The 16,490-nt window shown below is 68.6% G+C and carries 16 protein-coding genes and 1 pseudogene; 9 read left to right on the top strand and 8 right to left on the bottom strand.

Annotation, left to right across the window (positions count from 1 at the left end; translation table 11 throughout):
* Nucleotides 1-114 precede the first annotated feature (114 nt).
* Genes ABZ195_RS10790 through ABZ195_RS10775 form a run of 4 tightly spaced genes read left to right on the top strand, consistent with a single transcriptional unit; the run spans nucleotide 115 to nucleotide 3,884 of the window.
* The gene (locus tag ABZ195_RS10790) at nucleotides 115-1,155 is read left to right on the top strand and encodes a sulfate ABC transporter substrate-binding protein (protein ID WP_355217449.1); all 1,041 of its coding nucleotides are present in this window, start codon (nucleotides 115-117) and stop codon (nucleotides 1,153-1,155) included.
* A complete protein-coding gene (gene cysT / locus ABZ195_RS10785) occupies nucleotides 1,152-1,994 on the top strand; it encodes a sulfate ABC transporter permease subunit CysT (RefSeq protein WP_355217448.1) in 843 nt (280 codons plus the stop codon). Before ABZ195_RS10790 ends, cysT begins: the two co-directional genes overlap by 4 nt.
* Nucleotides 1,991-2,803, top strand: coding sequence for a sulfate ABC transporter permease subunit CysW (gene cysW, locus ABZ195_RS10780; protein ID WP_355217446.1), 813 nt, complete (start codon nucleotides 1,991-1,993; stop codon nucleotides 2,801-2,803). Before cysT ends, cysW begins: the two co-directional genes overlap by 4 nt.
* 19 nt (nucleotides 2,804-2,822) lie before the next feature.
* On the top strand, nucleotides 2,823-3,884 hold the full coding sequence (locus tag ABZ195_RS10775; RefSeq protein WP_355217444.1) for a TOBE-like domain-containing protein: 1,062 nt from the start codon (nucleotides 2,823-2,825) through the stop codon (nucleotides 3,882-3,884).
* On the opposite strand, the gene ABZ195_RS10770 is transcribed toward ABZ195_RS10775, so the two are convergent.
* The 7 genes and pseudogenes from ABZ195_RS10770 to ABZ195_RS10740 form a co-directional block, all read right to left on the bottom strand.
* The gene (locus ABZ195_RS10770; protein WP_355217442.1) at nucleotides 3,856-4,587 is read right to left on the bottom strand and encodes a hypothetical protein; all 732 of its coding nucleotides are present in this window, start codon (nucleotides 4,585-4,587) and stop codon (nucleotides 3,856-3,858) included. The genes ABZ195_RS10775 and ABZ195_RS10770 overlap by 29 nt on opposite strands.
* Complete coding sequence (locus tag ABZ195_RS10765; RefSeq protein ID WP_355217441.1) at nucleotides 4,584-5,765, bottom strand: zinc ribbon domain-containing protein; 1,182 nt, start codon at nucleotides 5,763-5,765, stop codon at nucleotides 4,584-4,586. The genes ABZ195_RS10770 and ABZ195_RS10765 overlap by 4 nt, the downstream gene beginning before the upstream one ends.
* Nucleotides 5,762-7,321, bottom strand: a complete 1,560-nt coding sequence (locus tag ABZ195_RS10760) for a S53 family peptidase (RefSeq protein ID WP_355217864.1) — start codon at nucleotides 7,319-7,321, stop codon at nucleotides 5,762-5,764. Before ABZ195_RS10760 ends, ABZ195_RS10765 begins: the two co-directional genes overlap by 4 nt.
* Nucleotides 7,322-7,476: 155 nt before the next feature.
* A complete protein-coding gene (locus ABZ195_RS10755; protein WP_355217439.1) occupies nucleotides 7,477-7,716 on the bottom strand; it encodes a hypothetical protein in 240 nt (79 codons plus the stop codon).
* A gap of 228 nt (nucleotides 7,717-7,944) precedes the next feature.
* Nucleotides 7,945-8,695, bottom strand: a pseudogene (locus ABZ195_RS10750) (sirohydrochlorin chelatase).
* On the bottom strand, nucleotides 8,674-9,408 hold the full coding sequence (locus ABZ195_RS10745; RefSeq protein ID WP_355217437.1) for a phosphoadenylyl-sulfate reductase: 735 nt from the start codon (nucleotides 9,406-9,408) through the stop codon (nucleotides 8,674-8,676). Before ABZ195_RS10745 ends, ABZ195_RS10750 begins: the two are co-directional and overlap by 22 nt.
* A 2-nt stretch (nucleotides 9,409-9,410) precedes the next feature.
* Nucleotides 9,411-11,084: a nitrite/sulfite reductase gene (locus ABZ195_RS10740; RefSeq protein WP_355217435.1), complete on the bottom strand. Its 1,674-nt coding sequence runs from the start codon at nucleotides 11,082-11,084 to the stop codon at nucleotides 9,411-9,413.
* Between the two features lie 312 nt (nucleotides 11,085-11,396).
* Between ABZ195_RS10740 and hemW the strand changes: the two genes are divergently transcribed.
* Entirely contained in the window at nucleotides 11,397-12,551 is a 1,155-nt protein-coding gene (hemW, locus tag ABZ195_RS10735) for a radical SAM family heme chaperone HemW (RefSeq protein ID WP_355217434.1), read from the top strand.
* A 4-nt stretch (nucleotides 12,552-12,555) separates the two neighbouring features.
* Here the strand turns inward: hemW and ABZ195_RS10730 are convergent, their stop codons facing one another.
* Complete coding sequence (locus tag ABZ195_RS10730) at nucleotides 12,556-12,870, bottom strand: type II toxin-antitoxin system VapB family antitoxin (protein ID WP_355217432.1); 315 nt, start codon at nucleotides 12,868-12,870, stop codon at nucleotides 12,556-12,558.
* A 121-nt stretch (nucleotides 12,871-12,991) separates the two neighbouring features.
* Between ABZ195_RS10730 and hrcA the strand changes: the two genes are divergently transcribed.
* From hrcA to ABZ195_RS10710, 4 genes are all read left to right on the top strand, one after another.
* Nucleotides 12,992-14,023: a heat-inducible transcriptional repressor HrcA gene (gene hrcA, locus ABZ195_RS10725; protein WP_355217430.1), complete on the top strand. Its 1,032-nt coding sequence runs from the start codon at nucleotides 12,992-12,994 to the stop codon at nucleotides 14,021-14,023.
* A gap of 53 nt (nucleotides 14,024-14,076) precedes the next feature.
* Nucleotides 14,077-15,234 (top strand): molecular chaperone DnaJ, encoded by a 1,158-nt coding sequence (dnaJ, locus tag ABZ195_RS10720; RefSeq protein WP_355217429.1) that lies wholly within the window; start codon nucleotides 14,077-14,079, stop codon nucleotides 15,232-15,234.
* A gap of 21 nt (nucleotides 15,235-15,255) precedes the next feature.
* A complete protein-coding gene (locus tag ABZ195_RS10715; RefSeq protein ID WP_355217427.1) occupies nucleotides 15,256-16,005 on the top strand; it encodes a 16S rRNA (uracil(1498)-N(3))-methyltransferase in 750 nt (249 codons plus the stop codon).
* Nucleotides 16,006-16,137: 132 nt separating this feature from the next.
* Nucleotides 16,138-16,365 (top strand): hypothetical protein, encoded by a 228-nt coding sequence (locus ABZ195_RS10710; RefSeq protein WP_355217426.1) that lies wholly within the window; start codon nucleotides 16,138-16,140, stop codon nucleotides 16,363-16,365.
* Nucleotides 16,366-16,490 lie beyond the last annotated feature (125 nt).

The following is a 16,490-nucleotide window of genomic DNA, read 5'->3' as shown; positions in this document are numbered from 1 at the left end:
TTGCGCGGTTTGGTGTCGGTCGCGGCAATCTCCTTGCCTGAGAGCTGATACGTCCCCTCTCCGTCGTGGCGGGTACCAGAACCCCAAGAACGCCGCAAGGAAAGGCCCCAACCCATGTCCGTCGTCACCAAGAAGTCGATGCGGTCCTTGACCACTGCCGGCGCTCTCGCCGTCACGGCCACCCTGCTCGCCGGGTGCGGCGGCGGCGCCAGCGATGTCGCCGGAGGGAGCTCGGGGCCCGCCGCCCAGACCACTCTGACCCTGGTCGCCTACGCCGTGCCCGAGCCGGGCTGGAGCAAGATCATTCCCGCCTTCGCCGCTACCCCGGATGGCAAGGGCGTCGCCGTCACCGCTTCCTACGGCGCCTCCGGCGACCAGTCCCGCGGCGTCGTCGATGGAAAGCCCGCCGACATCGTCAACTTCTCCGTCGAACCCGACGTCACCCGGCTGGTCAAGGCCGACAAGGTGGCCAAGGACTGGAACGCGAGTGCGACCAAGGGAATTCCGTTCGGCTCCGTGGTCACCTTCTTGGTCCGCAAGGGCAACCCGAAGGGCATCAGGGACTGGAACGACCTGCTCAAGCCCGGTGTCGAGGTCGTCACCCCCAGCCCCCTGAGCTCCGGCTCGGCCAAGTGGAACTTGTTGGCGCCGTACGCATTCGCCAGTAACGGCGGTCAAAACGCGCAGGCCGGTCTGGACTTCGTCAACCAGCTCGTCACCGATCACGTCAAGGCGCGGCCAGGCTCGGGCCGCGAGGCCACCGACCTCTTCATCCAGGGCAGCGGTGACGTTCTCCTTGCCTACGAGGACGAGGCCATCAACGTCGAGCGTCAGGGCAAGCCCGTCGAGCACGTCACCCCGCCGCAGACCTTCAAGATCGAGAACCCGGTGGCCGTGGTCACCACTTCACAGCACGTCAAGGAAGCCACCGCCCTGAACAACTTCCTCTACACCCCCGAGGGGCAGAAGCTGTGGGCCCAGGCCGGATTCCGACCCGTCGACCCCGCGGTCGCGGCGGAGTTCGCCTCTGACTTCCCGGCGCCGCAGAAGTTGTGGACCATCGCCGACCTCGGTGGCTGGAGCACGGTGGATCCCGCCCTGTTCGACAAGGACAACGGCACCATCACCAAGATCTACAAGCAGGCCACCGGATGACCGCTGGGCTCGCGCCGACTCCCGAGGCGCCGGGCCGACTGCGCCGCGCCAGAGGCACGACGTCGCTCCGTGTCGGCGCGGCGACCCTGTGGCTCAGCGTGATCGTGCTGCTGCCACTGGCGGCCATCCTGTGGCAAGCGGCCGGCGGCGGCTGGTCGGCCTTCGCAGCGGCCGCGACCTCGAACGCGGCGTTGGAGTCCTACAAGGTCACGTTGTCGGTGTCCGTCGGCGTCACGGTGGTCAACCTCGTCTTCGGGCTGATGGTCGCCTGGGTGCTCACGCGCGACGACTTCCCGGGCAAGCGGCTGGTGGACGCCGTCATCGACCTGCCGTTCGCGTTGCCGACCATCGTCGCGAGCCTGGTCATGCTCGCCCTCTACGGACCCAACAGCCCGGTGGGACTGCACCTTCAGCAGACGAGGTGGGGAATCGGCGTCGCTCTGCTGTTCGTCACGCTGCCGTTCGTGGTGCGCTCGGTGCAGCCCGTGCTGTTGGAACTCGACCGGGAGGTGGAGGAGGCCGCAGCGTCGCTCGGGGCGAACAACTGGACGATCTTCGTCCGCGTCGTGCTGCCGGCGCTGTTGCCGTCGCTGCTGTCCGGGGCGGGCCTGGCCTTCTCTCGTGCGATCGGCGAGTTCGGCTCGGTGGTCCTGATCGGCGGCGCAATCCCCGGCGAGACCGAGGTGTCCTCGCAGTGGATTCGCACGCTCATCGAGAACGATGACCGCACCGGTGCCGCAGCCATCTCCATCGTGCTGCTCCTTGCGTCGTTCCTGGTGCTCTTCGTCCTGCGGGCCGTGGGATCTCGCGCCGCCAAGCGGGAGGAGTTGGCAAAGTGATCCTGTCGCGCCCGGTGCGCTTTCTCATCCGCCTCGCCGCGCTGGCGTACATCCTGATCCTGGTGATAGTCCCCGTGGGACTCATCCTTTGGCGCACGCTCTCCCCGGGGCTAAGCACGTTCATCGCCTCGATCACCACACCTGCTGCGATCTCGGCGCTGCAGTTGTCGGTGTTGGTCGTGGCAATCGTGGTGCCGCTCAACGTGCTCTTCGGTGTGCCGACCGCACTCGTGCTGGCGCGCAACAAGTTCCGTGGCAAGAGTGCGCTTCAGGCGGTCATCGACCTGCCGTTCGCGGTGTCGCCGGTGGTCGTGGGCGTAGCCCTGATCCTGCTGTGGGGTTCGGCCGGCGTCCTGGGGTTCGTCGAGAACGACCTCGGTTTCAAGATCATCTTCGGATTGCCGGGCATCGTCCTGGCCAGCATCTTCGTCACGGTGCCGTTCGTGATCCGCGAGGTCGAGCCACTCCTGCACGAACTCGGCACCGACCAGGAGGAGGCAGCCTCCACTCTGGGTTCTCAGTGGTGGCAGACGTTTTGGCGCATCACCCTGCCGTCCATCAGGTGGGGTTTGACCTACGGCATCGTGCTCACCATCGCCCGCACCCTCGGCGAATATGGCGCGGTCATCATGGTGTCCTCCAACCTTCCCGGCACCTCTCAGACCATGACTCTGCTCGTCTCCGACCGGTACAGCCGTGGGCAGGAGTACGGCGCCTACGCAATCTCGACGCTGCTGATGACCGTCGCGGTGCTGGTGCTGATCGTCCAAGTGATTCTCGACGCCCGGCGTGCCCGGGCGATGAAATAGGTTTCGGCTAGGAGACCCCATGACTTCCGAGCAGACCAACGCCATCACCGTGCGCGGCGCCAACAAGCGCTACGGAGACTTCGTCGCCCTCGACGACATCACCTTCGACGTGCCCGAGGGATCGCTGACCGCTCTGCTGGGGCCCAGCGGATCGGGCAAGTCGACCCTGTTGCGCGCCATCGCCGGTCTGGATCAGCCCGACACCGGCACCATCACCATCAAGGGCCGCGACGTCACCGGGGTGCCGCCGCAGCGACGCGGGATCGGCTTCGTGTTCCAGCACTACGCGGCCTTCAAGCACCTCACCGTGCGCGACAACGTGGCGTTCGGCCCGAAGATCCGCAAGATGCCCAAGGCCGAGATCAAGGACAAGGTCGACAGCCTGCTCGAGATCGTCGGCCTCGCCGGATTCCAGAATCGCTATCCCAGCCAACTCTCTGGTGGTCAACGGCAGCGGATGGCCCTGGCCCGCGCTCTCGCGGTCGACCCCGAGGTGCTGCTGCTCGACGAGCCGTTCGGAGCGCTGGACGCCAAGGTGCGCGAGGACCTGCGGGCGTGGCTACGCCGACTGCACGACGAGGTGCACGTCACCACCGTGCTGGTCACCCACGACCAGGCCGAGGCGCTCGACGTGGCCGACCGCATCGCCGTGCTCAACAAGGGCCGCATCGAGCAGATCGGTTCGCCCACCGACGTCTACGACAGTCCCGCCAACGGATTCGTGATGTCGTTCCTCGGCGCCGTGTCCTCCTTGAACGGCACGCTGGTGCGTCCCCACGACATCCGGGTGGGTCGCAATCCCGACATGGCCCTCGCGCAGACCGACGGCAGCGTGTCCTCGACCGGTGTCATCCGCGCCGTGATCGACCGAATCGTGATGCTGGGCTTCGAGGTTCGCGTCGAACTGACCAGCGCGGCGGACAACTCGACGTTCACCGCGCAGATCACCCGCGGTGACGCCGAGGCGCTCGCACTCAAGGAGGGCGACACCGTCTACGTGCGCGCCACCCGGGTGCCGCCGATCCCCGGTGACGTCGAGGTGCCCGCCGACCTCAGCGCGGCGGGTCTCCCCGCCAGGTAAAGCTGTTGACGTACTTCGCCATGTCCAGGGCGAGGAAGAAGTTGGCGCCCGAGGGATGCCCCGACCCGAACTCGGGCGTGAACTCCCGGTACGGACCGGCGGCCGCGGCGATCAACGCGTAGTCGTTCTTGACCCCGACCATGACGAGGACCCGGTTGCGGTCGTCGTCGCCGATCGCGTCGGCGGGATAGTCGTCGGCCAGCTCTCCGTACCCCAGCTGGTAACCCACGAAGGCGTTGGGGATCTCGTAGTCGAACGTCGCGTCCGGATAGTGCTCTCGCAACATGTCGTCGGCGATCTGTCGTGGCGTTCGTCCGTTGGCGGGCTGCCCGAACAAGCGCAGGGTGCCGCCGTCACCGGCGAGCAGGTCCAGCACCACTCCGTTCGGCTCGAACGTGGCGTCGTAGGCGGTCTCGGGTCCGGGATAGGACACCGAGAACTGACCGTCGGTGGAGGTGAACCGGGGGTTGGTGGAGACGGGTTTGGCGATCGGCGGGGTACCGCAATCGGGCGGGCACACCACCGCCGCCTCCTGCGGAGTCAGCCAGACCGCCGCGGCGGTCGCGCCCGCCGCCACCATGACCACCGCGGCGGCCAGGATCAGCAGCAGGCGCGTCGGCGACGTCGACTTCACCGGCGCCGCGGTGTAGCTGGTCTCCGGCGTGGCATACCCCGGCCACACCGTCGGGGGCGCCGCCGTCACGAGCTCACCGGCACGGGGCGCTCGGAACGCCTGCGGGCCCGCGAGATTCGCGAGGTGGCCAGGCTCGCCAGGCCGCACCGCGGGCAGAAGGGCAGGTCCGGGACGACGTGCTCGCACTCGGGACAGAGCAGCACTTCATCCGGTGCCCCGGCGTCGTCGGGCTGGGCGTGCAGCAGCGTGGAGTGCACCACGAGGCGCAGCAGGTAGAGGGCCACCACGGTCAGCACCGCGTAGACCACCGTCTCCACGATGCTGGGCGGCGAGACGAAGTCCAGCACCCCCAAACCCAGGTACGCGGCGAGCCCGAACGCGGTCGACGGAAGGGGCGAGGTCAGCGCGTACCACCGCGACCGCCGACCGGTGTCGCGGCGCGGCACGAACCACAGGGTCGCGCCGACCGCGCCGGCGACCGCCGCGGCCGTCAGCGGGACTGCGATTCCCTGGATCAAACCTCCGACCACCAGGTCGACGGGCGTTTGACCGTCGGTGTCCACGGGACCGCCGGCGAGTTCCGGCACCAGAGACGTCATGCTTCCGGCCGTGACGAAGCAGATGGCGCCGAAGGCCCCAATCGTCATACCGCGCAGCGGCTCTCGAGCACCGGGGTGCCAGAGCCGGGCGACGGCCGTCGGGGCCAGCAGCAGGATCAGGAAGCCCACCGGGATGCCCAGACAGGTCAGCAGCAGGTCGAGCGTGCTGGCCGGCAGGCCCAGGGCGTCGTCGTCGACGCGTGCGGCAGCCAGATCGGTCGCGATGCTCCAGCCGACACCCCCGGCGACGCTGAGCACGGCACTCACCAGCAGTGTGCCCGCCAGCCGGTCCGCCATCACGTCGGCCACGGCGAGGTACGCCAGGAACACCACCGGCAGCCCGACGCCGACGACGCCGATCAACGGGGCCAGCCACATCGGCGCGGCCGTGCCCACCAGCAGTGCGACGACGCCGATCAGCGCGACGCCGAACGCCACCCGGAGATGTCGCGGTGCCCTCGGAAACACCGTGCTCGGCACCGCCGGCCGCAGCACGCGCTCACCGGGAGCGGCGGCGTAGGCCGACAGCCGGAGCCAGGACGGTCCGTCACCTCGCCGCGCGGTCGCCGTCGCCCCGCAGTTTCCGCAGAACTCGCCCTCCGGGACGACGACGGCGCAGACGCGACACGTCATCGTCGTCGCCGTCATCGAGGCGCCATTCCCTTCTGGATGGCGAGGAAGTCACGCGCCAGCTGGGCGACGTTGGGACTGCCGAGACCGGTCGCCAGGTCGTAACCGGGGGCCGCGACGTCGACGGCGCTGCCGCCCAGCGTCACGTCCCGGAACCCCGCTTCGTTGGCGCCTGCGGCGACGCGGTAGAGCAGGGGGTTGACGTCACCGAGGCGCTGACCGCCGTTGGCCAGCAGGTACTGGTTCATCAGCGCGGTCAGACCGGCCCACACGGGCGCCGCCTGCGACGTTCCTGCGCCCACCAAGTCCTGCTGGTCGAATCTGATCCGCACGCCGGTGAACGGGTCGGCCAGGGCGGACACGTCGGGGGTGAGGCGCCGCTGCTTCTTGCCGGAGTCCCGCTCCACGGTCAGCCTGCGCTGCCACGCGGGGCGCGGAAAGAGTTTGGACACACCGCCACTGGTGCCCTGCGACAGCGGCGAGTCGATCCAGGCCTGCTCGGCCAACCACTGGCCGTCCTCGTCGGTCGACAGCGTCGTGCCGCCCACCGACGTCATGCCGGGAAGGGAGGAAATCGCGTCCAGCCCGACGTCGTCGGGACCCGGTGCGGACGACCAGTTCTCGCCTCCCTTGCACTCCAGGCCTCCGGTGTCACCGCTGGCGTCGAAGGCCGACGTGCCGTTGCGGTGGGCGCGCTCCAGGGCCGACTGCACGGGCTTGAGGTCGGTTGCGGTGATCAGCGCGTCACAACCCCACCCGATCGACAGGCTCCACACGGCGCCGGGGAACTGCTCGTTGGTCGCATCGAACATCTCCGCGATGCGTTCGTAGGTGCGGCCGCCCTCCAACGTCGGACGGGCGTTGACCACCACCATCCGGGCGTCGGGCGCAATCGCATGGGCCACTTCGAGATCCATCACGGTCTCGGCGCGTGACTCGCTCGGCTGACCGCCGACGAGCACCGGCTTCAGCGGTGGCAGGCCGGACATCGACGCGAAGTCGTCGAGGTCGCCCTGGTCGTAACCGCTGAAGGCGAAGAAGGCAATGGTCTGGCCCTTGCCCGTAACGCCGGCGTCGGTAAGGGGATTGGCGTTGTACGCGGTCAGCAGGGCCGCCGGCGTCAGCCCTTGGCCGGGGACGTCGAGCGGCACGTGATCCGGGCGCGCCTCGCGGTGCGGGGTGAATCCGAGGATACGGCCGAGATCGGTGACCGTGGTGCGCACCGCGGCCGGTACCTCGGGCTGCTGGGGGGAGGCGTAGAAGACCTGACCCTGCATGCCGCGGTAGTCGTGCACGGGTACGTCGAAGGCCTCGGCCACGACGTGCGGGGTACCCTCCACGATCGCCCAGTCCTCGCCGTCCTTCCAGCGGACGTCGAGTCCCTTGGTCGTCGCCCACTGCAGGAGGCGGTCGGGTCGGGTGGACTCTCGAAGGCCGACGGTGAGCTGAGCGTGGTCCAGTTGGGACGGGCCGAGATCGGTGGAACTGGCCAGAAGGTTTGCATAGGGCCCGGCGATCGTGACCGCGGGTCGGGCCGCAGATTCGGACCGGTGATCCGAGATGACCACGGCCACACCGGCTGTCAACGAGAGGGCCAACGTGCACCCGGCCACTCGCGTGGCGATGCGTCGATCGAACACCAGGGACTCCCGGTCACCATCGTCGACTCTGCAGGGACGCCATTATGTGACGTCCCTGCAGAATTCGAATTGCCTTGCGGCGACCGGAGTTAGGAACTGCTGCCGTTGCGGTGAGTTCCCGGCTCGCCGGTAGGAGCCGGCGGTGCCTTCACCGGCGGAGAGAAGCTGTTCGCCCCACCCGGGGTGAGACTCTTCTCCGTCGGGGTGACGGACGGCGCGGTGGTCGTCGTCGTCGTCGTGCTGCTGGGTGCGGGCGTCTCGCTGCTGCTACAGCCAGCGGTCAGTGCACCCATCGTGATGATCGCACCGCCACCGATGACCAACGCCATCCGACGAGTGAAACGATCTGTATTCATGTTCTATCCCAATCCAATCCCCGAATTGCGATCCGACGACCGTTTGCGGGGTCGTGGGCGGCTGGACGCCGCCGTCAATATCATGCCACGAGATGAGCAAATGACGCACTAAACGTCGAATGGACGTCGAGCCGTGCCCAGCTTGCCAATGACGACCCAGCCGTGGCCCCGGTGGGGCGGATGGCAAACCGCGTTGGTCGATCAGGCGGCGAGCCGTACGAGCCGGGCGGCGTCGTAGCGGTCGAGCAGCGTGGCGGCGACCAGGTTGTGCGAGCCCAGCGGTTCGGCCATCGGGATGCCGAGTTCGGCGGCCGACGCGGCGACCCGGTCGGTGATGCGGCCGTGAGCCAGGAACCACGGCGCTACGACGAGGTGTCGGGCTCCACGGCTTCGAAGTCGAGCGGCGGCCTCTGCGACGGTGGGGTGCGGCCCGGTGGCGAAGGCCACCTCCACTGCCGCCCACCGCGTCCGCGCCACGAGAGCCGACGCCAGCGTCGTCGTGCGGGCATTGGCCGCCTCGCTGGAGGATCCCACCGCGACGACCACGACCCCCACGTCGCGTCGGTCGGCCGGTGCGCCGGCGGCGGCGAGACGTTGCCCGAGCAGCGTCACCAGCGCCGGGTCCTCGCCGAGAGCGTCGGCGACCTCGACCGTCGCACCGGACTCCTCGATCACCGCCGGCAGGTCGACCGTGACGTGATGGGCGCTGGCCAACAGCATTGGGACCACGACCGCGGGCTCGCCGCGCCGCGCGAGTTCGGACAGCAGGTCGCCGACGAAGGGTTGCGACTTCTCCAGGAACGCCGCGCCGACCTCGATTCCGGGGCGAAGTCGGCGGATGCGTCCCGCGAGTGCGTGGGCCACCTGCGGTGAACGGCGATCCGCACTGCCGTGAGCCGCGAGGATCAGGGCGGGTTCAGTCATCGAGGGTCACGAGGCGTGCAGCCCGCACTCCGTCTTCGACAGACCAGCCCAGCGGCCGCTGCGGGGATCGGCTCCGTCGATGGGCTTCGCCGTGCACGGCGCGCAGCCGATCGACGGATAGCCCTCGAAGACCAGGGGATTGACCAGGATGTCATTGGCGTCGATGTAGGCCTGCATCTCCTCGTCGGACCACGCGGCGATCGGGTTGATCTTGACCAATCCGAAGGCCTTGTCGTAGCTGACGAGTGGGGCATTGGCCCGCGTCGGGGACTCGACGCGCCGAATGCCGGTGACCCAGGCCGAATAACCCTTCAGCGCCTTGCCGAGCGGTTCGACCTTGCGCATCCGGCAGCACGCCGCGGGATCCCTGGCGAACAAGTCCTTGCCGAACAGCTCGTCCTGCTCGGGCACGTCGTTCTCGGGAGTGACGTTCACCATGTTGACGCCGTACACGGCCTCGACGGCGTCGCGGGTACCGATCGTCTCGGCGAAGTGGTAGCCGGTGTCGAGGAACAAGACGTCCACGCCCGGGCGCACCTTGGCAGCCATCGCCACCAGAACCGCGTCCTGCATGTTCGAGGCCACGACGTAACCCGATGTCGCCGGCGGCCCGGCTCCGGCGTCACCGCCGAAGGTCTCGTCGGTCCAGGCCAGCAGCTCATCGGCGGAGGCGCCCGCCAGCTCGGCTGCGCCCCGCTCGGCGATCTCGATCAGGTCGGTCTCGGTCATCACGTCGGTCATCGCTACCTCAAATCAGCTTCGTCGGCCCGAACGGCCCACGTTGCAAAACGCTCGCCGTCCTCCCTTTGTTTCACGAAATTGCGGACGACACGCTCGATGTAGTCACCGAGCTCCGTACTGGTGACCTTGTGCTGACGCAATTTGCGGCCGAACGCGCTGTCCAAGCCGAGGCTGCCACCCAGGTGCACCTGGAAACCCTCCTCGGGACCGTTGCCGTCGTCCACCATCTGGCCCTTGAAGCCGATGTCGGCGATCTGGATGCGGGCGCACGAGTTGGGGCAGCCGTTGATGTTGATCGTGACGGGGACGTCCAGTTGGGCGTTGAGGTCGTCCAGTCGCTTCTCGAGCTCCGGGGCCAGCTGCTGCGAGCGGCTGCGGGTCTCGGCGAACGACAGTTTGCAGAACTCGATTCCCGTGCAGGCCATAAGGTTTCGCCGCCAGTGCGACGGCTTCGACGGCAACCCGAGTGCGTCGAGTCCGTCGCGCAACGCGTCGAGCGCGTCGTCGGGCACGTCGAGGATGACCAACTTCTGATACGGGGTGAAACGGATGCGATCCGAACCGGCCGCCTCCGCGAGGTCGGCGACCTTGGTCAGGATCGTGCCCGACACCCGGCCCGCGATGGGCGCGACGCCGACGGCGTTGAGGCCGTTCTTCAGACGCTGAACGCCGACGTGGTCGATCGGCCGGGGAACCGGCGTCGGCGCGGGTCCGTCGACCAGGGGCCGCTTGAGGTACTCGGTTTCGAGGACTTCGCGGAACTTCGGGATGCCCCAGTCCTTGATCAGGAACTTCAACCGCGCCTTGGCGCGCAGGCGGCGGTAGCCGTAGTCGCGGAACACGCTGACCACGGCTTCCCACACGTCGGGCACCTCGTCGAGCGGAACCCACGCGCCAACGCGCTGGCCCAGCATCGGGTTCGTCGACAGACCGCCGCCGACCCACAGGTCGAATCCGGGACCGTGCTCGGGATGGACGACGCCGACGAACGCGACGTCGTTGATCTCGTGGACGACGTCCTGCAACCCCGAGATCGCGGTCTTGAACTTGCGCGGCAGGTTGGAGTACTCCGGCTTGCCGATGTAGCGCCTGGTGATCTCGTCGATGGCGGGGGTGCCGTCGATGACCTCGTCGAGCGACTCGCCGGCCAGCGGCGAGCCGAGCACGACGCGGGGGCAGTCGCCGCACGCCTCGGTGGTCTGCAGGCCGACCTCGTCGAGGCGCCGCCAGATCTCCGGCATGTCCTCGACCCGGATCCAGTGGAATTGGACGTTCTGTCGGTCGGAGATGTCGGCGGTGTCGCGGCCGAACTCCGTGGAGATGCCGCCGAGTGCCCGCAGCGACGCCGCGGTCAGGGCGCCACCGTCGGAGCGCACCCGCAGCATGAAGAACTCGTCTTCGAGCATGTCGGTGTTGTCGTCACCGGTCCACGTGCCGTCATAACCGGGCTTGCGCTGGGTGTACAGGCCCCACCAGCGGAAACGTCCGCGCAGATCACCCTTGTCGATGCTCTCGAAGCCGCCCTTGGCATAGATGTTCTCGATGCGTTCGCGAACGTTGAGCGGGTTGTCGTCCTTCTTGGCCTGCTCGTTGGGGTTGAGCGGCTCGCGATGCCCGAGTGCCCACTGGCCCTCGTTCTTGGGTGGCTTGGCGGGCTTGGCGTCGGCCTGGGTCATGTGATGGCCCCTCTCGAGGGAGCCGGCGTGTGAATCGTGCGTCGTCACCGGTGGCTGTCCGGCGGCGCAGATCCGGCGGCCAGCTGAGTTACAGGATGGACGGTTCTCCGAGATCGAACGCTGTCAGGGCAGACAGCAACAGGTGCATACGCGCTTGAAGTCGACGTGCCGCCGGACCACCAGCGACACGCCGGCGGTCGAGGTCTGAGCAGCAGTCACGTTCGCCATTCTGCCACGAAGCACCCGATGGGCTCCAACCGGCCAAATCTTGCGCTCATCACGAGCCAAATTCGGCTCTGGGAGACTGGACCGATGGTCACCGGACGTTCTGCGGCGCGACCCTTCGGCGTCTACGTCCACGTACCGTTCTGCGCGACTCGCTGCGGGTACTGCGACTTCAACACCTACACCCCCGCCGAACTCGGCGGCGCGAACCCCGACGGCTGGCTCGAGGCGATGAAGGTCGAACTCGAGTTGGCTGCCCACCAGCTGTCATCGCGCGGAGAGGTCCCCGAGGCGGCGACGGTGTTCGTCGGCGGCGGCACCCCCACGATGCTGGGCGGGGAGCGGCTCGCCGCCGTGCTCGACGCGGTGCGGGCCAACTTCACCCTGGCCGCGGGCGCCGAGGTGACGACCGAGGCCAACCCGGAGTCGACCACACCGGAGCTGCTCGCCCGCCTGCGGACCGCCGGCTTCACCAGGATCTCGCTGGGCATGCAGTCGGTGGCGCCGCACGTGCTCGCCGCGCTGGACCGCGTGCACTCGCCGGGTCGCGCGCTGACCGCTGCCGCCGACGCCCGGGCTGCGGGGTTCGAGCACGTCAACCTCGATCTCATCTACGGCACGCCGGGGGAGACCGACGACGACCTGACGCGCTCGGTCGACGCGGCAATCGGGGCCGGCGTCGACCACGTCTCGGCGTATGCCTTGGTGGTCGAGGAGGGCACCGCGCTGGCGAGGCGGGTGCGCCGCGGCGAACTGCCCGCGCCGGACGACGACGTGCTCGCCACCCGCTACGAACTTCTCGACGCACGCCTCTCGGGTGCCGGGTTCGACTGGTACGAGGTGTCCAACTGGAGTCTCCCGGGTGGCGAGTGCCGCCACAATCTCGGTTACTGGGACGGCGGCGAGTGGTGGGGGGCCGGCCCCGGGGCGCACGGGTACACCGACGGCGTGCGGTGGTGGAATGTCAAGCACCCCAACGCCTATGCCGAATTGCTCGCCCGTCGCGAACTGCCCGTCGGCGGGCGCGAGGAGTTGAGCGCACCCGAGCGGCACACCGAGGACCTGATGCTGACGGTTCGGCTGCGCGGCGGTTTGCCGGTGAGCACGCTCGACGCCGGCGAGCGCTCGAGGGCCCAAGAACTGTGCCGCGCCGGCCTGCTGAGCGACCACGGGGACGCGATGGTGCTGACGGATCGCGGCCGGTTGCTCGCCGACGCCGTGGTCCGAGAACTGCTGGGGTAGTCGGTCAGGTCTGCTGATCCAGCGGGAGGTCCATGTCGTAGACCCGCGCGTGCAGGACGGCACGGTTGCGCAACGCGGCCCGAACCGCCTGGTGCACGCCGTCTTCGAGGTATACGTTGCCCTCCCACCGGACGGCGTGCGGGAACAGGTCGCCGTAGAACGTCGAGTCCTCCGAGAGCAGGCGGTCCAGTTCCAACACGGTCGTGGTGGTCACCAACTCGTCGAGCCGGATCTGCCGCGGCGGGATCTGCGCCCACTGCCGGTAGGACAGGTTGTGCTCCGGATATGGCTTGCCGTCGCGGACGCCCTTGAAGATCATCGTCCGGTCCCGGTGAGCACCTAGTCAGGCTATCCGTTGGCCCACCGGTTGGCACCGCGCGACGCCGCGGCGCGTCGGTGCTGCTGGGCGACGTAAAATGACGACGACTAGGAGGTGAACCATGGGTACTGCCGACGACCGTCGCTTCGAGGTGCTGCGCGCGATCGTCGCCGACTTCGTCTCCACGAAGGAGCCGATCGGTTCGAAGAGCCTCGTCGAGCGCCACAACCTGGGCGTCTCCAGTGCCACGGTGCGCAACGACATGGCCGTCCTGGAGGCCGAGGGGTACATCGCCCAGCCGCACACCAGCTCGGGCCGGGTGCCCACCGAGAAGGGGTATCGCGAGTTCGTCGACCGCCTCGACGACGTCAAGCCCATGTCCTCGGCCGAGCGTCGCGCCATCCTCACGTTCCTGGAGTCCGGCGTCGACCTCGACGACGTGCTGCGGCGCGCGGTCAAGCTGCTCGCCCAACTGACCCGCCAGGTCGCCATCGTGCAGTACCCGACGCTGTCGACGTCGTCGGTGCGCCACCTCGAGGTCGTCGCGCTCACCCCGGCCCGGCTGCTGCTGGTCGTCATCACCGACTCCGGCCGGGTCGACCAGCGGATCGTCGAGCTCGGCGACGCGATCGACGACGTGCAGCTCTCGACGCTGCGCGAACGGCTGGGCCAAGCCCTGGAGGGCAAGCCGATCAACACCGCCTCGATTGCGGTCTCGGACCTGGCCTCCCAGCTGGTCGGCCACGGCGGGCTGGGTGACGCCGTCGGGCGGGCGGCGACGGTGCTCGTCGAAACCCTCGTCGAGCACTCCGAGGAGCGTTTGCTGCTCGGCGGCACGGCCAACCTCACCCGGAACACCGCCGACTTCGGCGGCTCACTGCGTTCGGTGCTGGAGGCACTCGAGGAGCAGGTGGTGGTGCTGCGGTTGCTGGCTGCCCAGGAGGAGGCCGGTAAGGTGACGGTGCGCATCGGACACGAGACCGCGGCCGAGCAGATGGCGGGAACGTCCGTGGTGAGCACCACCTACGGCAGCTCGGGCAAGGTCTTCGGCGGGATGGGTGTGGTGGGTCCCACTCGGATGGACTATCCGGGAACCATCTCCAACGTCGCCGCGGTTGCTCTGTACATAGGTGAAGTCCTGGGTGCCCGCTAGGGGCCTCGGGAACGACGGCGACTGCGGCTTCACGAAGCGAAGAAGGGTTTGGCGTGGCACGGGATTATTACGGCCTGCTCGGTGTGAGCAAGGGTGCGAGCGACTCGGAGATCAAGCGCGCCTACCGCAAGCTGGCGCGCGAACTGCATCCCGACGTGAACCCCGATGAGGCGGCGCAGGCGCAGTTCCGCGAGATCGGTGTCGCGTACGAGGTGCTGAGCGACCCGGAGAAGCGGCGCATCGTCGACCTCGGCGGTGACCCGATGGAGAGCGCCGGCGCGGGCGGGTTCGCAAACGGCTTCGGCGGCGCCAACTTCGGCGGCCTCGGCGACGTGTTCGAGGCGTTCTTCGGTGGCGGCGGGGGCGGTGGTCGCGGACCGGTGGGCCGGGTGCGTCCGGGATCGGACTCCCTGCTGCGGATGCGACTCGATCTGGCCGAGTGCGCGACGGGCGTCACCAAGCACGTCACCGTGGACACCGCGATCCTGTGCGATCTGTGCCAGGGCAAGGGCACCCACGGTGACTCCAAGCCGGTCACGTGTGACACCTGCCATGGTCAGGGCGAGGTGCAGTCCGTGCAGCGGTCCCTGCTCGGTCAGGTCATGACGTCGCGTCCGTGCCCGGTGTGCGCGGGCGTGGGCGAGGTCATCCCCGACCCGTGCCACCGCTGCGGCGGCGACGGCCGGGTGCGCGCGCGGCGCGACATCAGCGTCAAGATCCCGCCCGGGGTCGGCGACGGCATGCGGGTGCGGCTGGCCGCCCAGGGCGAAGTGGGCCCCGGTGGCGGCCCCGCGGGCGACCTGCACGTCGAGGTGCACGAGACGCCGCACGACGTGTTCATCCGCGACGGTGACGACCTGCACTTCAGCGTGTCCGTGCCGATGGTGGACGCAGCGCTGGGCACCACGGTCACCGTCGACGCAATCCTCGACGGCGACACCGACATCGTCGTCGCACCGGGTACGCAACCGGGGGCGGTCACGACCCTGCGTGGCCACGGCATGCCCAACGTGCGGTCCGGCGTTCGGGGCAACCTGCACGCCCACATCGAGGTCGTGGTGCCAACCCGGCTGGACCATCAGGACACCGATCTCCTGCACAAGCTCAAGGAGCATCGCGTGCGCGACGTGGCCGAGGTCAAGTCGACGCAGGCCGCACCCGCCGGCGGTGGGCTCTTCAGCCGGCTCCGCGAGACGTTCACCGGCCGCTAGTCACGTCGGGTTCGTAGCGCCGTGAGTCGCGCACTGTTCTACGTCGACGCGGTCCCCGAAGTCGGCGGCCTTCTCAGCGTGGAGGGTGACGAGGGCTTTCACGCTGCCTCCGTCCGGCGCATCCGCGTCGGGGAGGAGCTCGACCTGGGTGACGGGGCGGGCACGGTCGCGCACGTGGTGGTCGACGGCGTCGGCAAGGGCACCCTGACCGCCCGCGTGTTGAGCAGGCGTGTCGTCGCGCCACCCTCGCCCGTGGTCACCGTAGTGCAGGCCCTGCCGAAGTCGGATCGTTCGGAGCTGGCGGTCGAATTGGCCACCGAGGCGGGTGCCGATGCGTTCCTCGCCTGGCAGTCCGACCGCTGCGTGGCTCGTTGGGACGGAGCCGCCAAGGTCGAGAAGGGGCTTCGCCGCTGGCAGGCGGTGGCCCGGTCCGCGGCCCGGCAGTCGCGGCGCCCGTACGTCCCCCCGGTCACCTCGTTGGTGTCGACCAGGGAGTTGGCCGCCCACGTGCGGTCGGTCGCCGAGGTGACCTCGGTGCTGGTGCTGCACGAGTCCGCGACCGTTCCGCTGGCGGCGGCGAGCCTCGGCCAGGCTGGTTCGCTGATGTTGCTGATCGGCCCCGAGGGCGGCATCGGCGAGGACGAGCTGCGGGTGTTGACCGACGCCGGGGCGACCGCCGTGCGGCTCGGTCCGAGTGTGCTGCGGACCACATCGGCGGCCGCAGTGGCGCTTGGCGCACTCGGCGTGCTGACGCCGCGCTGGAATCTGTGACCTCGATCTCGGCGAAACGCCCACGGTTGTACTCCGTCGGAATTAATCGTCTGATCAGTGCGTTCGTGCTAGCAGACCGGTTGGATGGCTCCACCGCCGGTCGACGCAACCACAGAGGGCACGAAAGAAGAAATGAAGAACACGAAGAAGTTCGGACTTGCCACCCTCGTTGCCAGCGGCTTTGCTGCGGGCATTCTTGGGGTAGCGGCTCCGATGCAAGCGACCGCATCCGCCGAAACGCTGCCGGTGCTGGAAATGCCGGGTTACTCCGCCGGTGTCGACCACGACCGCAAGGTCAAGTCGGTACTGCCGGCCGTCAACATCGCGCACGCCGACAACACCGTGCAGCAGAGCCGCTGACACGGCACCACGCGACGAAGGGGCACCCGCTCGGGTGCCCCTTCTTCTTTGGGTTGGCACGGTGACCAGCGGTAAGCTGTTCGCAGTACGCAATACGTATCTGAGCACGGAAAGCAGGCACTGAA

It is taken from the genome of Mycobacterium sp. NPDC006124, from assembly GCF_040614235.1.
GTDB lineage: Bacteria > Actinomycetota > Actinomycetes > Mycobacteriales > Mycobacteriaceae > Mycobacterium.
Note: the sequence above shows the minus strand (reverse complement) of the source record. Positions and strands in the feature narration are given on the sequence as shown.

Bases quoted from the DNA above. Each gene is read 5' to 3' on its own strand.
- ABZ195_RS10775 (WP_355217444.1), top strand. From the start codon at position 2,823: ATGACTTCCGAGCAGACCAACGCCATCACCGTGCGCGGCGCCAACAAG.
- ABZ195_RS10790 (WP_355217449.1), top strand. From the start codon at position 115: ATGTCCGTCGTCACCAAGAAGTCGATGCGGTCCTTGACCACTGCCGGC.
- ABZ195_RS10710 (WP_355217426.1), top strand. From the start codon at position 16,138: ATGAAGAACACGAAGAAGTTCGGACTTGCCACCCTCGTTGCCAGCGGC.
- ABZ195_RS10740 (WP_355217435.1), bottom strand. From the start codon at position 11,084: ATGACCCAGGCCGACGCCAAGCCCGCCAAGCCACCCAAGAACGAGGGC.
- ABZ195_RS10755 (WP_355217439.1), bottom strand. From the start codon at position 7,716: ATGGCGTTGGTCATCGGTGGCGGTGCGATCATCACGATGGGTGCACTG.
- hrcA (WP_355217430.1), top strand. From the start codon at position 12,992: ATGGGTACTGCCGACGACCGTCGCTTCGAGGTGCTGCGCGCGATCGTC.
- ABZ195_RS10765 (WP_355217441.1), bottom strand. From the start codon at position 5,765: ATGACGGCGACGACGATGACGTGTCGCGTCTGCGCCGTCGTCGTCCCG.
- ABZ195_RS10745 (WP_355217437.1), bottom strand. From the start codon at position 9,408: ATGACCGACGTGATGACCGAGACCGACCTGATCGAGATCGCCGAGCGG.
- cysT (WP_355217448.1), top strand. From the start codon at position 1,152: ATGACCGCTGGGCTCGCGCCGACTCCCGAGGCGCCGGGCCGACTGCGC.
- ABZ195_RS10730 (WP_355217432.1), bottom strand. From the start codon at position 12,870: ATGATCTTCAAGGGCGTCCGCGACGGCAAGCCATATCCGGAGCACAAC.
- hemW (WP_355217434.1), top strand. From the start codon at position 11,397: ATGGTCACCGGACGTTCTGCGGCGCGACCCTTCGGCGTCTACGTCCAC.